The sequence below is a fragment of the Delftia acidovorans SPH-1 genome (genome assembly GCF_000018665.1).
Classification (GTDB): domain Bacteria; phylum Pseudomonadota; class Gammaproteobacteria; order Burkholderiales; family Burkholderiaceae_C; genus Comamonas; species Comamonas acidovorans.
On sequence record NC_010002.1, the window covers coordinates 4,141,665 to 4,155,839 of the forward strand.

At 63.7% G+C, this 14,175-nt stretch carries 11 protein-coding genes; 8 read left to right on the forward strand and 3 right to left on the reverse strand.

Annotated features, from left to right (window positions below; translation table 11 throughout):
* The first annotated feature begins 90 nt into the window (after window positions 1–90).
* The 5 genes from DACI_RS18935 to DACI_RS18955 all read left to right on the forward strand — a co-directional run bounded on the left by DACI_RS18935 (window position 91) and on the right by DACI_RS18955 (window position 6,408).
* Window positions 91–2,388, forward strand: coding sequence for a bifunctional diguanylate cyclase/phosphodiesterase (locus tag DACI_RS18935; RefSeq protein WP_012205594.1), 2,298 nt, complete (start codon window positions 91–93; stop codon window positions 2,386–2,388).
* A 70-nt stretch (window positions 2,389–2,458) separates the two neighbouring features.
* Entirely contained in the window at window positions 2,459–3,358 is a 900-nt protein-coding gene (locus tag DACI_RS18940) for a LysR family transcriptional regulator (RefSeq protein ID WP_012205595.1), read from the forward strand.
* A gap of 108 nt (window positions 3,359–3,466) precedes the next feature.
* A complete protein-coding gene (locus DACI_RS18945; RefSeq protein WP_012205596.1) occupies window positions 3,467–4,450 on the forward strand; it encodes a Bug family tripartite tricarboxylate transporter substrate binding protein in 984 nt (327 codons plus the stop codon).
* A gap of 9 nt (window positions 4,451–4,459) precedes the next feature.
* Window positions 4,460–5,647: a CaiB/BaiF CoA transferase family protein gene (locus DACI_RS18950; protein ID WP_012205597.1), complete on the forward strand. Its 1,188-nt coding sequence runs from the start codon at window positions 4,460–4,462 to the stop codon at window positions 5,645–5,647.
* Window positions 5,644–6,408 carry an enoyl-CoA hydratase gene (locus DACI_RS18955; RefSeq protein ID WP_012205598.1) on the forward strand — a complete coding sequence of 255 codons (765 nt, stop codon included), beginning with the start codon at window positions 5,644–5,646 and terminating at the stop codon, window positions 6,406–6,408. Before DACI_RS18950 ends, DACI_RS18955 begins: the two co-directional genes overlap by 4 nt.
* 42 nt (window positions 6,409–6,450) lie before the next feature.
* Here the strand turns inward: DACI_RS18955 and DACI_RS18960 are convergent, their stop codons facing one another.
* Both DACI_RS18960 and DACI_RS18965 read right to left on the reverse strand, forming a co-directional pair.
* The gene (locus DACI_RS18960; RefSeq protein ID WP_080518209.1) at window positions 6,451–7,911 is read right to left on the reverse strand and encodes an energy transducer TonB; all 1,461 of its coding nucleotides are present in this window, start codon (window positions 7,909–7,911) and stop codon (window positions 6,451–6,453) included.
* Complete coding sequence (locus tag DACI_RS18965) at window positions 7,898–9,616, reverse strand: Hsp70 family protein (protein WP_012205600.1); 1,719 nt, start codon at window positions 9,614–9,616, stop codon at window positions 7,898–7,900. Before DACI_RS18965 ends, DACI_RS18960 begins: the two co-directional genes overlap by 14 nt.
* Window positions 9,617–9,914: 298 nt before the next feature.
* Here DACI_RS18965 and DACI_RS18970 point away from each other — a divergent pair, with 298 nt between their 5' ends.
* The 3 genes from DACI_RS18970 to DACI_RS18980 all read left to right on the forward strand — a co-directional run bounded on the left by DACI_RS18970 (window position 9,915) and on the right by DACI_RS18980 (window position 12,142).
* Window positions 9,915–10,742 carry a lectin gene (locus tag DACI_RS18970; protein WP_012205601.1) on the forward strand — a complete coding sequence of 276 codons (828 nt, stop codon included), beginning with the start codon at window positions 9,915–9,917 and terminating at the stop codon, window positions 10,740–10,742.
* A 9-nt stretch (window positions 10,743–10,751) separates the two neighbouring features.
* The gene (locus DACI_RS18975) at window positions 10,752–11,594 is read left to right on the forward strand and encodes a YdcF family protein (protein ID WP_012205602.1); all 843 of its coding nucleotides are present in this window, start codon (window positions 10,752–10,754) and stop codon (window positions 11,592–11,594) included.
* A 77-nt stretch (window positions 11,595–11,671) separates the two neighbouring features.
* Complete coding sequence (locus DACI_RS18980; RefSeq protein ID WP_012205603.1) at window positions 11,672–12,142, forward strand: VOC family protein; 471 nt, start codon at window positions 11,672–11,674, stop codon at window positions 12,140–12,142.
* Between the two features lie 7 nt (window positions 12,143–12,149).
* Here DACI_RS18980 and DACI_RS18985 read toward each other — a convergent pair whose 3' ends face one another.
* Window positions 12,150–14,129, reverse strand: a complete 1,980-nt coding sequence (locus DACI_RS18985) for a UvrD-helicase domain-containing protein (protein ID WP_043781966.1) — start codon at window positions 14,127–14,129, stop codon at window positions 12,150–12,152.
* Window positions 14,130–14,175: the final 46 nt, after the last annotated feature.

Genomic DNA, 14,175 nt, shown 5'->3' on the forward strand with positions numbered 1-14,175 from the left:
TCACAGCCAACGGGGAGCGGTTCTCCTGGCAGGCTTGCCTGCCAGGAGAACGGTGCCTGTTCGCTGGAATTTTGACCAGACGAGCGTTGAATGATGCATGCAGAGAGAAGACCGCCAAGCTGGCAGCCCAGGCGCTGGTATGCCTGTATTTTCATCGTATGCCTGGTGATCATTGGCGTTGCGGGCGTTTCTCTGCTCTCCAGCTACGAAACGGCGCTCCATGAAGAGAAGTCGAATCTCCTGCATGCGCTCTCTGCCTCTGCCGCTGAAACCAACAAGATCATTCTTGCCACCTCTTTGGCGGTAGAGAGAACAGAACAACTTTTGCTGGCACCGGGCCGCCAAGGCGAAATCACGGCAGACCCTGATGCCGGCACCGATATCCGCAATGCATTGATCCAGGAGGTGGCGGCGCTGCCCGGCGTCATCAGCATGAGCGTGCTTGATCGACATGGGAAATGGTCCATTTCCTCACGTTTCAGCAAGCTGCCGCTGTCTCCCGACAACCCCGAGCGCCCCATCTGGAATGCAGCGCTGCAGACAAAGCCTGGCGGCTTCTTCTTGCTGGATTCAAGCAAATCGCCGGTCTTCGATATACCGTCCCTGGTGCTGGGGCGTCCGGTACGTGACTCCAGTGGGGCGCTGACTGGCATTGTGGTGGCCTTCGTTGCCGTGGATTCCATTCGCCAGGCATTCAGCTCACTGCTGCTGGATGGCCATCAGGTCATGGTCAGCCTGCCAAATGGCAAAGACCTGGTCAGAATTCCCCAGGAGCATCCGCACATTCTGGACGGGATGGATTCCGGCCTTGCAAAAATGATGGCTGCAGGCGAGGGCATATTGGACGCTGACGATGGCTTTGGACACCCCTGGATCGTCGCCATGCACCACTCCAGCCCAGGCGGCATGGATCTCGCCTATGCCACGCTGGCCGCCAAGGCAAAGCTCGCGGCTCCATGGTGGAGGTTTGGAAAAACCATCATGGCATGGGCGGCCATCAGCCTGGCTTCATTTTTGTTGCTGGCGCAATTGTGGATGCGTGAGCGCAGAAGATCCTATTTCGAGGCAAGGGATCTGGTGCAGGTGCATTCACAGCTGAGGCACCATCTTTTCCACGACCCTGCTTCCGAATTGCTCAATTCAACCGGACTTGAGCAACTTCTGAACAGAACGCAAGCACAGCGGCGTCCTGTTGCCATCCATGTCATCGGTATCGAGCATTTGCAAGTGCTGGCAGATACGCTGGTTCCTGGAATGGACAACCCACTGATCTTGCAACTGGCAAAACAATTGCGCTCCTGTATTGGACAGAATGACGTCGCCGCCCGCCTTGCCATCGAGGAGTTCTGTGTCGCCCAATATGAAGGAGACCCCGATTCCATGGCGAAAACGCTCTCCATCCGACTGGGTGAAAAGCGCTACATGCTGGGTGAGCGCAGCATTTTGCTGTCTGTCTGCGTAGGGACGGCGGTCTGCAAGAACAACGAGGACTGGAATCAACTGCTGCGCGACGGCCGCGCGGCAATGGAGCGGGCGCGATCCCAGGGACGTGGGCGATTCGTGAAATTCGAGCCTTCCGCCGATGGCCCCATGCAGGAGCAACTGCTGCTGGAGCAGGATTTCCGGTCCGCCATCGGAACAAGCCAGTTGTTCATGGCGTACCAGCCGATCTGCCATGTGGCCACGGGAAAAATATCGGGGTTCGAGTCGCTGATGCGCTGGAACAGCCCGGCCAGAGGGTCAGTGCCGCCAGGTGTCTTCATTCCCATGGCAGAGCGGCGCGGCCTGCTGCTTCCCATCGACCAAATGGTGGAGCGCTCCCCGCTGCTGGTTGCCAACGGATGGCCGTCCGATATCTCGGTGTCCATCAACTGCCCGGCCTTTGAATTTCTCGATCCAGGCATGGCGGTGCAATTGAAGGACCATCTGGACCGCGCCGGCCTGAACCCCGAGCGCTGCTACATCGAGGTGACGGAATCGGCCCTGCTTCAAGATGATGAGCAGGTACTGTCCGTCATGCGGCAAGTCAAGGCGCTGGGCGTGAATCTCGCCATCGATGACTTTGGCTCCGGCCATGCCAGCCTTTCCTACCTGCACCGCTTTCCCTTCAACCTGATCAAGATCGATCGCAGCTTCATACAGGCCATGGACAAGGACGCCGGGGCTGCCGCGATTGTCGAGGCCACGCTGGCACTGAGCCGCAGATTGGGCCTTGAAGTCGTCGCGGAAGGCGTGGAAACCACGGAGCAGTTTCTGCACCTGCAGCAGCTCGGGTGCACGTACGTCCAGGGATTCCTTATCGCCCGCCCGATGAACGAGGAGCATGTCCTGCCGTTCCTGGAGAGCTTCAGGCTCAGCGACGTGCTGGAGTGTCCCGCGCACGCCTGAGCACGGTTGCTGCACTGGGGCACAATCGCGCCCTCAGCAGACGCCGCCTGCGCAAGAGGGCCTTGCCGCCATGATGAAGATCGACTCCACCACCGTGCAGCTTGTGCTTGCGATTGCCGAGGAGGGCAGCATTTCGCGCGCGGCCGACAGGCTGCAACTGGCGGTGGCAGCGGCCTCGCGGCGGCTCAGTGACCTGGAGCAGCAACTGGGCGCCAGGCTGTTCAAGCGGCAGCCCCATGGAGTGCGCGCCACCGAGCCTGGCCTCAAGCTGCTGGCCCATATCCGCCAGATAGGCAACCTGGTGGAGCGGCTGGAAGCCGACGCCCAGGCGCTGGGCCGCGGGCGCGACGGCCGCATCATCATCGGCGCCCCCAAATCCGCCATCCTGCAGTTCCTGGCCACCGACATCGCCGTCACCCAGCGCCGCTATCCCCACATCACGCTGCAGGTGATGGAGGAGAACAGCCGCATCGTCCAGCAACTGCTGCGCGACAAGGTCATCGACATCGGCATCTTCGAGAAGACCAGCGGCTTCGTGGATCTGCCACGCTCCGACTACCGCAAGGACAGCCTGGTGCTGGTCTACAGCCGCAGGCATTTCAGCTTTGCCGTCGAGCCTGTGATGCTGGACCAGTTGCTGGACTGCCCCATCGTCAGCCTGGGCCGGGGCTCGGCCATCCTGGCCGCTTTGCGGCGCGCCCACCGCAGCCGGGGCAGGGTGTTCCGCAACGATTTCGCCGTCAGCGGCTTCGACACCATGCTGGCCCTGGTGCGCGAAGGATTGGGTGTGGGACTGATGCCACCCGGTGTGCTGCGCAGCTTCCACCCTGAGCCCGACCTGGGTTGGGCCACCCTGGAAGGCGATTGGCACGAGCGCAGCTACGTGCTGTCCTTCATCGAAGGCCAGGCCCAGGAACAGGCGCTGCGCAACGTCGTCGCCGCCCTGCTGCAGGGCGAACGCGCGATCTGACCCTCCTGGTTTCGCAGATTGCGAAACCAGGCATGTGGCACACAGGCTTGCCGCGATATCGGTGCCCGGCGACAGTGACTGCACAACAACGATGTGCAGGAGACAAACATGAAACGCCGCGACTTCATCGCGGCCGGCGCCACCGCGCTGGCCGCACCCTGGGCAGGGGCCGCGCCCCCGCCCTCCGACCTGCCCAAGGGGCCCGTCAAGATCCTGGTTGGCTGGGCGCCGGGCGGCGGCACCGACGTGTTCGCGCGCATCGTGGGCCAGAAGCTGTCCGAGATCTGGGGCCGGCCCGTGATCGTGGAGAACAAGCCCGGCGCCACGGGCTCGCTGGCGGCCGAATACTTTGCCAAGACCCGCTTCACAGAAGGCATCAACCTGCTGATGGCCCATGTGAACACGCACGCCATCTCGCCGCAGATCTTCAGATCCATCACCTATGACCCGCTCAAGGACTACGCGCCCATCGCCCTGATCGGCGCAACACCCCACATCCTGGTGACCAGCAGCAGGAACGGCCATGCCTCGGTGCAGGAAGTGGTGGAGCTGTGCCGCAAAAGCCCCGGCAAGGTCAGCTTCGGCTCTTCGGGCACAGGTTCGGTGCAGCACCTTGCGGCCGAGATGTTCAACATGGCGGCAGGTGTCAAGAGCATCCACGTTCCCTACAAAGGGTCCGGCCCCATGCAGACCGACCTGATCGGAGGACAGATCGACTTCAGCTTCGACACCATGACGGCCGCCACTGCCCAGGTCCGCGCAGGAAAAATGCTGGGCATCGCCCAGACCCGCGTGAACCGTGCCAAGGGATTCCCGGCCATGCCCACCATGGACGAGCAGGGCTTCAAGGGCTTTGACGCATCAAGCTGGTACGGCGTTGTCGGCCCGCGCGACATGTCCAGGGAACTGGCCCAGCGCATCAATGCCGACATCAACCGCGTGCTGGCCATGCCCGACGTGGTCAGCCGCTTCGACGGATACGGCGTGGAGGACGGTGGCGGCTCCGTTGACAAGTTCGCGGCCTTCATGGCTGCCGAATACAAGAAGTGGGGCGACGTGGTGCGCGCCGCAAAAATCACCGAAGAAAGCTGAGGACCCGGCATGAGCAATCCCCAATCCAACCCGCTGCAGCTGCCCCTGCAAGGCATCCGCGTGCTCGACGTCAGCCAGGTCATGGCCGGCCCATTTGCCTGCATGCTGCTGGCCGACCTCGGCGCCGATGTCATCAAGGTCGAGCCTCCGGGCACCGGCGACCAGACGCGCGGCGCCATGGGCTTCAAGATGAAGGGCCCGGACAGCATGGGCTTTCTTAACATGAACCGCAACAAGCGGTCGCTGACGCTGGACCTCAAGAGCGAGGAGGGGCGTGAGGCCTTCTACCAGCTGGCCACGACAGCCGATGTCATCGTGGAGAACTACCGGCCAGGCGTGGTCCAGCGCCTGAAGATCGACTATGAAAGCATTCGCCGCATCAACCCGCGCATCGTCTATGTCAGCATCTCGGGCTTCGGCCAAAGCGGCCCCTGGGCCCAGCGGCCGGGGTTCGACCTCATGGCCCAGGCCATGTCGGGCGTGATGAGCGTCACCGGCTACAAGGGAGAGAAGCCCGTCAAGGCCGGCGTGCCCGTGGCCGACATCGGTTGCGCACTGTTCGCCACCTACGGACTGCTGGCCGCCTACATCGGCGCGCAGAAGACAGGGCAGGGCCAGCACATAGACGCCTCGCTGTTCGACTCGGCCATGGCTTTCTCGATCTGGGACATGTCCGAATACTGGGGCACCGGCGTGCCGCCCGCGCCGCTGGGCACCAGCAACAAGATGAGCGCCCCCTATCAGGCCGTGAAGGCACGCGATGGCTACTTCGTCATGGGCGCCACCAACCAGAAGCTCTGGGCCAGGCTGTGCGCGCTGATCGAGCGCGCGGACCTGGTCGAACATCCGGACTACGCCACCGTGGCGCTGCGCCTGAAGCACCGCGAGGCGCTGATAGGCGAGCTGGAAGCGGAATTCGCCCACCACGACAGCGCCGACTGGGTGGACCGCATGCTGGAGGCAGGCATTCCCGCAGGCCCGCTGCTCACCTATCCGCAGGCCTTCGAGGGTGAACACGGCCAGCACCGCGGCATGTGCATGGAGATCGACCATCCCATCGAAGGCAAGGTCAAGAACATCGGCTTTCCCGTCAAGATGCTCGGCACGCCCCAGCAGGTGCGCCGCCATCCGCCGCTGCTGGGCGAGCACAACGCAGAAATCATGGCCGAGCTCCAGGCACTGAAGGCCGCCGCATGAGCCCGGCCCTGCATGAATCCGTGGCGCTGGCCGTTCACGCCGGGGGCGCGGCCGAGATCCTCATCGACCGCCCCGAACGCCACAACGCCATGAGCATGCCCATGTACGAGGCATTGCTCACGGCCTTGGAGCGCTGCCAGGCCGACCCGGCCATCCGCTGCGTGATGCTGCGCGGTGCGGGCGGCAAATCCTTCATCTCGGGCACGGACATCGCCTACTTCAAGGACTTCCATGACGGGCAGCAAGGCATTGCCTACGAAGCATTCGTGGAGCGCGTGATCGACGCCGTGGAGCGCATCGCCGTGCCCACCATCGCCGTCATCGACGGCTGGGCCGTCGGCGGCGGCCTGGCCCTGGCCACGGCATGCGACTTTCGCATCTGCAGCACGGGCTCGCGCTTCGGTGCGCCGATTGCCAAGACGCTGTCCAACACGCTGTCATCACGCAACATCGCGCGCCTGCTGGCCAGCCTGGGCGTGCCACGCGTCAAGCGCATGCTGCTGCTGGCGGACTACCTGTCAGCCGGGCAGGCCGAGGCCTGCGGGTTCGTGCATGCGGTGGTGCCGGCAGATCAATTGCAAGCCCAGGCACAGGCGCTGGCCGAGCAGCTCATGGCCTTGTCGGCAACCACCCAGTCAGCAGTCAAGGAAAGCCTGAGGCGCATCGTCGTGGAGCAGCGGCTGGATGATGAGGATCTGGTGTCGGTGGTTTATGGGAGTGGGGAGTTTCGGGCGGGGGTGGCGCGGTTTACAGGAACTTGATCGAAGCAGGCACGCATTCCCTCCGCAGGCCCGTAACACGTTCTAGTTGCCGAGCTCAAATTTGATAGGAATCTTGATGACGCTGGGGACCGATGCGCCTGAGCTGTCTTTCGCCGCAATGAAGGAAGCCTTCAACACGGCGGCCATCGCTGCTTCGTCCAGGATGGCGTGGCTTGAGCTTTGGTCTATTTCTGCACGACGAATCTTGCCGTCAGGATCAATTCGCGCCTTGATCACGACCCTGCCCTCTTGTCGCAGGCGCTTGGCCTGCTCCGGATAAGCCAGGCGCGGAGCCTGCAGATGCCGAGGAAGCTCGGCCGCAGGCGGCAGTTTGAGGGAGTCATCGTCCAGGGGAAGGGGGACAGGCGCCGCGCTTGAGGCAGGCAAGTCCTTGACGATTCTGGTAAAGCTGGAGGCAGTGCCGTCAGTTGCAGCCGCAGGCGGTGCGAACGACTGAGTGGTCAAGGGAGGGCTGTGCCTCGGCACGGATGGCCCAGATGAGTTCACGAGCGCGGAGATCTTCCCCAGTGTTGACAGGACAAGCACGAGAAGAAAAATCCAGCCAAACCAGAAATTTCCACCTTTTCTCTCGCTCGTACTGGACGAGGCGCTGGGAGCCAGTCGTTGACGCCATCGCGGTATCTGATCTGCCCACTCAAGCCAGCGCTTCGCATTGCGTGTGTCGGTGATGACGTGCAGCCAGTGAGGGTAGTGTTGGACGACATCCCGCAACGTGGCCCTGTGCTTCAAGAGGGTCGATGTCGGCGGCTTGCTGCTTTCGCGCAGACCCTGGATCAATTCCTTTTGCGCTACCCGTACGTGCTTTGGCCTGGTGTCGAAGAACTCCAGTTCGCCAATGGCGGATGCCACGACGGCCCCGGCGTGGCCAAATGCTGCAAGGCGGCCACGGTCTTGCTTCCAGCCAAAGCAATCTATCGCAGGGCCGAACAGGAACTCCTTGCGGGGTTGCCAGCCCTCAGCCAGGAGGGCTGCCATGCCCCATTCAAAGAAGTGGCGCGCATCCATGTCGATCAGGCGCTGGTCCTTCAGAACCTCGTTCAGCCAGATGCTGACAGCAGTACGGTCTTGGGGCCACCCGGCTGCCAGCTTTTTGCGCAGGTCTGCCAGCAGTGCGTGCGCTATCTGCCGGGCATGGTCGATGGTGCGGGCGGAATATGCAGGGTCTGCCTTGCGGGAAGGCGTATTCCCCGTATCGATATGCGCGTCGGACGAGTTTCGCGAGTGCGGTGCGTCTTCCTTGCTGTCTGAACTTGAGGGTGGGATTGCCGTTTCAGGACGGCGCTGGGCATGCCAGGCAAGCGCGGCCTGATAGGACTCCCGCAGTGCCTGAAAACCGTCAAGGTCTGTTTCCTGGTCAATTTCCTTGAGTGCGCGGGCATAGGCACGACGAATCGCGCGCTCGTCAGCGTTGAGATCCAGACCCAGCCGAGCAAGAAAGGGAAGAGGCATGTACGTCGCTGTCGGCGGGTCAGGTTGCATCATCAGCCAGCACCGCTGCACTGCGCTCCAGATGGGAGAGCTGTTCGTCCAAGAGCGCACGTGCCTTGTTCGCCACACGGGAGTCCTGGGTTGCCAGGCTGGCTTCGAACTGAAGAATCTGCTCACTCAGCCACTGCCTGGCATTGCCGCGCATCTGTGCATAGACGCGCTCGGCCCGCGCCAGCGTGGTGCGGTTTTCGATGGTGTCGCGAGGATGGATCTTCAACGCATCCATCGCAGCCAGGCGTTCAACGATGTCCTCTTCCGACAGCACGCCGGGATTTCCTTCGATGAGCAGGCTGAATGTCCGGTTCGTCTTGAGTACTTTGGCTTCAACCTGCAGCAATCCATTGACGTCGTAGGTGAAGCGCACATCCACGCAAGAATCTTCGAGAGCCAATCCAGGCAATTCAATGCGCAAATCGCCAAGATGAATGTTGTCGCGGACCATGCGGGACTCCCCTTGGTAAACCTCGAGGTCGATGAACGACTGGTACGGGGAAGTCGGCACATAGTTGTTGACCCTGCTGACAGGCACGGTAGTGTTGCGCTCGATGACAGGGTCGAAGTGCCCCTGGATCGTGGAGCCATCCGGCATGCGTTTGCTGACTGCCACCCCCAGCGAGTAGGGACAGACATCCGTCATCACAACTTCCCTGAGCGCAGCATCCTTGGCTTTGAGCCCTGCCTGCACCGCGGCACCCAGTGCCACGACTTCATCAGGATTGAAATCGATCGCAGGAAACCGGCCAAACATCGTTGTTGCAAGGCGCCTCACCACCGGCATGCGGGTGGCCCCTCCGGCGAGCACGATGTTGTCGAGCATGGCGCTTCGAAGGTTGGCATCGCGCAGCGTTCTCTCGACCGGCATGCGCAGCCGCTGAAGCAAGCTTCTGCAGGCTTGCTCCAAAAGCGCTTCATCCAGCGGCATCTCCAGGATGCGGCCCTCGTGCTCCAGACGGATGGAGGTGCTCGGCTGGTCGCTCAGCGCCCTCTTGGCACGCTCGGCCTCAGCCTGGAGCCGCTGCATGAAGCGTCGATCCTTCAGTAGGTCTCCGGACAGCGCCTGACGCTCAATGAAGAGATCGACCAGAGCTTGCAGGAAGTCCTCTCCTCCCAGAAAGTTGTCTCCGGCTGATGCGCGCACCTCCATTACGCCATCGAACATCTCCAGGATGGAGACATCGAATGTCCCGCCGCCAAGGTCGAAGACCAGGAAGCGGGTTTCAGCGTCCTGTTGGTGCAGGCCATAAGCCATGGCGGCGGCAGTGGGTTCATTGAGCAGCCGCTCGACGCGCAGGCCTGCAAGCTGTCCAGCCGCTCGCGTGGCCTTGCGCTGCGCATCCGAAAAATAGGCCGGTACGGTGATTACAGCCTCCTCAATGGGCTGGCCCAGGAATGCCTCGGCGTCGGCCTTGAGTGCCCGCAGCACCAGTGACGACAGCTCCTCCGGGCGAAACTGTCGATCCCCCAAATGCACCCCCTTGTTGCTGCCCATGAAACGCTTGAAATTTGCGGCAGTGCGTTCCGGATGGGTCTGCAGACGTTCCCGCGCCGCACGGCCTACCAGCACGCTTCCATCATCATCCAGACTGACGCAGGAAGGCGTCATGAAATCGCCCAGGGCATTGGGAATCAGAACTGCTTTCCCATCCTGCCATGCTGCAGCCAGGCTATTGGTACTGCCCAGGTCAATCCCGATGATCATGAATTGGCTCCTTGTATGTCGAACTCGTGATCATATGTATGGTTTTGTTACCCGCAGCGAATCCGAGACAGGATGCATGCACAAGCCATGTGCGGCCTGCCCTCCGTCTCTTTTTTTTGCCTCCGGATCATTGAACGCCTGCCATGAGTGGCCGTGCGGTGTGGTTTCGCCCTGTTCCTACAAAATGCTTGGCTAAACTCCATGGCTTGTCGAGGGAAGCCGGGTTCATGCTGGGCTCGCAGTCGAGTGCCGTGCGCAATGCGGCCGCCCCTCAGATCAACGCAGCCCGAGAAATCCCATGCAAATCAAGAAATGCATTTCCGTCCTGCTGGCCAGCAGCTTCATTGCCCCGGCCGTGCCTGCGCTTGCGGGCGAAGAGACGGTGCAACTCATGTCCAATGGCCGCTACCAGACCTACAGCCTGCCCGACGATGCGCAGCAGGTACAACTGGTCGAGACCTTGGCTGGCAACTGCAGCTACAACCAGAACTGGGGCTATGACCTGGGCCGCCGGGAGATGTGGGTCAAGGGCGGCTGCGGCGGGCGTTTCCGCATCCTGACCGGCCTGCCCCAGGGCGCGCAAGGCCAGGAAGGCGGGAGCGACAACACGGGAGCATGGATCGCCGGTGCCGCCGTGGCAGCCATTGCCGGCGCCGCCATTTTGGCGAACAAGCGCGACAAGGACCGCGAGCGTGACCGCGACGACCAGTGGAACGATGACCGCTATCCGGGCCAGCAGCCCGGCTATCCCTCGTGGGGCGGACGGGAGGTGCGGGGCCAGAACGGGCTGTGCCTGGATATATCCGGGGGGCTTCGCCCAGGCAATGGGCTCATCGTCTACCACTGCAGCGGCGGTGAGAATCAGCGCTTCACGTTGACGCGTGATGGCGAGATGCGCGTGGGCGACCTGTGCCTGGACGTGGCCGATGGCAACACCCGCAATGGTGCGCGGGTGATTGCCTGGCAATGCCGCAACCAGCCCAACCAGAAATGGGACTGGAGCCGTGGCCAGATCCGCAGCCGCTTTGCCAACAAGTGCCTGGACATCGAAGGCGGCAATGCCCGGCCGGGCCAGCCCGTGATCGTGTGGTCCTGCGCCGGCGGCCCGAACCAGCGTTGGAACTGAGGGCGCTTGTTGCACAAGCTCTCTCCCGCGCCCGGGCCAGTGCCCGGACGTGACGCCGTCGCGGGCTTGCGGCGGCTGGGGCCCTTGCAGTGGCTGGGCCTGATCACTGGCGCCGTGCTGCTGGGCGATGCCGTGGTGCTGATGGCGCGCGGCATGTTCAATCTGGGCGTGACGCTGCCAGCGGTGCTGGGCCTGCTGTTCATGGCCTGCAGCCTCTGGCGCTCGGCCATTGCGCGCAGGCTGCGCGCCAGTGCCTGGCTGCGGCGCGCCTGGTGGCTGGGCTGGGCGGCGTTGGCGATGTGGCTGGTCAGCCTGCTGGTGTTCTGGGCGCACCTGCTGTCCGCCTCGTCCGGGTTGCCACCGGACCAGCCGGTGCAGGCCATCGTGGTGCTGGGCAGTGCCACGCGTGACGGCCAGCCGTCGCTCACGCTGGCCCAGCGGCTGGACCGCGCTGCCGAGCTGGCCGCCCGCCAGCCCAAGGCGCTGGTGCTCACCAGCGGCGGGGTGGACTTTGGGGAAAGCGAGAGCGAGGGCGCCATCATGGCGCGCTATCTGCAGCAGCGCCACGGCCTGCCACCCGAGCGCCTGCTGATGGAGGAGCGCAGCACCAGCACGGCGCTGAACCTGGCCTGGAGCCTGCCCCTGCTGCAGGCGCGCGGGGTGGAGCCGCAGGCGGCAATCGCCATCGTCACCAGCGACTTCCACACCCTGCGCGCCGGCTGGATAGCCGAGCGCAGCGGCTACGGCCAGGCCTTCACCGTGGGTGCGCCCACGCCCGTGACGATCCGCGCCAACGCCTGGCTGCGCGAGTACTTTGCGGTGATCAGCGGCTGGGTGCTGGGGGAGTTCTGAGCCGCCTGTGCGATGGGCTGCGGCCTTGCGGATTGGCTCCACAATGTGATTCTTCATAAATCAACAGGAGTGAGACAGTGGCAAGCGAACAGCGTCCTTTCCGGGTTCTGGGCATACAGCAGGTGGCCATAGGCGGCACCGACAAGCAGCGCATGAAGCGCCTGTGGGTGGACATGCTGGGTCTGACCCAGACCGGCACATTCCAGAGCGAGCGCGAGAACGTGGACGAAGACATCCTGGCCATGGGCCAGGGCGCGCACAAGGTCGAGGTGGACATCATGCAGCCGCTGGACATCGACAGGAAGCCCGCCGTCCACACCACGCCGCTGAACCATATCGGCCTGTGGATCGACGACTTGCCGCTGGCCGTGCAGTGGCTGACGGCACAGGGCGTGCGCTTTGCGCCCGGCGGCATCCGCCAGGGCGCGGCCGGCTACGACATCTGCTTTCTTCACCCCAAGAGCAATGACGAGTTTCCGATCGCTGGCGAGGGCGTGCTGATCGAGCTGGTGCAGGCGCCGGCCGAGGTGATCGCCGCCCTGGGCTGAGACGCCTTCAGGCGAAAGGCTGGACGCGCCGCTCGGCATGCTCCAGCAGCCACAGCCTTTTTCGGGCGCGCGTCATGGCCACGTACAGGCGGTTGCGCTCCAGAAAGGCCAGCGCGTGCGGGGCCGAGGCCGGAAAGCGGCCAGGCTCCATGAAGGGCAGGGCGACATGCTCGTATTCCTTGCCCTTGGCTTCCTCGATGGTGCTCAGATGAAAGTCGAAGCCGCGCTCGGCCCGCACGGTTCGTTCGAAGCGCGTGGCCATGGCGGCCACCTGGACCAGCATGTCGGGCACGGCCATGCCCGCCACCGAATCCATGAAAGCCTTCACGCGCTGACGCAAGGCCGCCGTCTGGGCCTGCGACAGGGCCACGCCCGCAAAAAGGCCCCAGACATCGGCCTGCTCCAGCAGGCTGCGTGCGTCTGACTGAAGCGCCAGGGGCAGTTGCAAGAAGCTGCCAAAGGCCTGGAAGTTGCGTTGCCCGCCCTGCAGGCTGGACTGGTTTCCCAGGAATCGCCAGATGATCTGCGGGTTGTGCAGCATCTCGCCCGCCATGCGCTGGGCCAGCGTATGGCGGCTTGACGGATCGGCCATGTCGGCACCATCCACGCTGCCCTTGCCGTAGAAAAGCGCACCTTCCACAAAGGCCGCCAGGATCTCGCTGCCCAGCACGCTGACCTCGGCCTTCCATGACAGCGCCTGCATGCCATGTGCATAGCAAAGGCCCAGCAGCAGGGCAATCTCGCGCTGCAGGTAAAAACGCTTGAAGCCGTAGAAGCTGGCGGACTTGCCGGCGCGGTGGATGGCCCATTCCAGCGCGCAGGCATCTTGCTCATGGCGCAGGATCACGGTCAGCGAGGGATTGCGCGCGCCGGGCGACGGGAGCTCACCCGGCGCCGCCGTTGGCGTGCCGCGTGCCAGACCGGCCTGGATCTGCAGCAGCTGGTCAATGCACTGGCTGTCATCGGTGTGCTGCAGTTGCTGCACGGTGCTGAAGCGCGTGGGCGCCGCAGTCAGGCCAACGTTGAACAGCGCATTGACCGCCTTGGCGATCTGCGGGCCAAAGCGCCGCGACTGGGTCAGCGCCAGCGTGGCCGTGGCCTGGGGCAGGAAGTCATCGAGCTGGTGGAGCTTGTCGCGGAACACGGACCAGGCCTGTGCCTCGATGTGCTGGTTGAAATCGCCTGCGCCCAGGAAGGCGCAGCCGCTGGTTCCGACCAGGGCGCGCAGCAGTTGCAGCGAGGCCGGGTCCAGGTCATGCATCTCATCGAACACCACCAGGTCGTAGCGCGGCAGATCCAGCGCCTGGCCCTGCAGGGCGTCGCTGGCCAGTGCATGGCTGCAGTCGCCTTCGGCGTAGTACAGCGGGTCGCCGCAGTGGTCGATGCGGCGGCGCTCGTACTCGAAGAACAGGCCGGCCATGCGGTAGTCGAGCAAATACTCCTCGCAGAAACTGGCCAGTCCCATGCCTTCCTCGGCCAGGCGCTGGGGCATCAACGACTTCTTGGCGCTGAGGTTGAAGTCCCAGAAGGCGTCCAGATCCAGATCGCCGGGCTGCTCGAACAAAGGGTCGGGCTGCCAGGCCAGCCGCTCGCACAGCGCGGCATGTGCCTCGCGCACACGGGCCTGCAGTGCCACGCGGTCGGCCAGAAAGCGGGCCGCAGGGTCGCGGCGGCGGATCTGCTGGGCCGCCCAGCGCTCCACCGTGGTGATCTGTACCTGGGGCGGCACTTCGCGCACCAGTTGCTTGAGCCGGTGGTGAAAGGCCGCCACGCCGGAGCGCGAATAGGCCAGCACCAGGATGCGCTGGGCCTGGCCGCTGCGGCAGGCCTGAACCACCTTGCAGGCCAGCGTGGTCGTCTTGCCCACGCCTGCCAGCGCCGCCACGATGGCCGAACGTCCCTCATGCGCCAGGATGGCCTGCTGCTCGCGCGACAGCAGCAGCGGTTGGCCGTGATCGGTGGGAAATTCCAGGGAGCGCAGGGACATCGGAGCGAATCGGGGGAAAGTGGTGGAAAGCGGGTGGAAGCACGGG

Bases quoted from the DNA above. Each gene is read 5' to 3' on its own strand.
- DACI_RS18955 (WP_012205598.1), top strand. From the start codon at position 5,644: ATGAGCCCGGCCCTGCATGAATCCGTGGCGCTGGCCGTTCACGCCGGG.
- DACI_RS18985 (WP_043781966.1), bottom strand. From the start codon at position 14,129: ATGTCCCTGCGCTCCCTGGAATTTCCCACCGATCACGGCCAACCGCTG.
- DACI_RS18970 (WP_012205601.1), top strand. From the start codon at position 9,915: ATGCAAATCAAGAAATGCATTTCCGTCCTGCTGGCCAGCAGCTTCATT.
- DACI_RS18935 (WP_012205594.1), top strand. From the start codon at position 91: ATGATGCATGCAGAGAGAAGACCGCCAAGCTGGCAGCCCAGGCGCTGG.
- DACI_RS18950 (WP_012205597.1), top strand. From the start codon at position 4,460: ATGAGCAATCCCCAATCCAACCCGCTGCAGCTGCCCCTGCAAGGCATC.
- DACI_RS18940 (WP_012205595.1), top strand. From the start codon at position 2,459: ATGATGAAGATCGACTCCACCACCGTGCAGCTTGTGCTTGCGATTGCC.
- DACI_RS18965 (WP_012205600.1), bottom strand. From the start codon at position 9,616: ATGATCATCGGGATTGACCTGGGCAGTACCAATAGCCTGGCTGCAGCA.
- DACI_RS18945 (WP_012205596.1), top strand. From the start codon at position 3,467: ATGAAACGCCGCGACTTCATCGCGGCCGGCGCCACCGCGCTGGCCGCA.
- DACI_RS18960 (WP_080518209.1), bottom strand. From the start codon at position 7,911: ATGATGCAACCTGACCCGCCGACAGCGACGTACATGCCTCTTCCCTTT.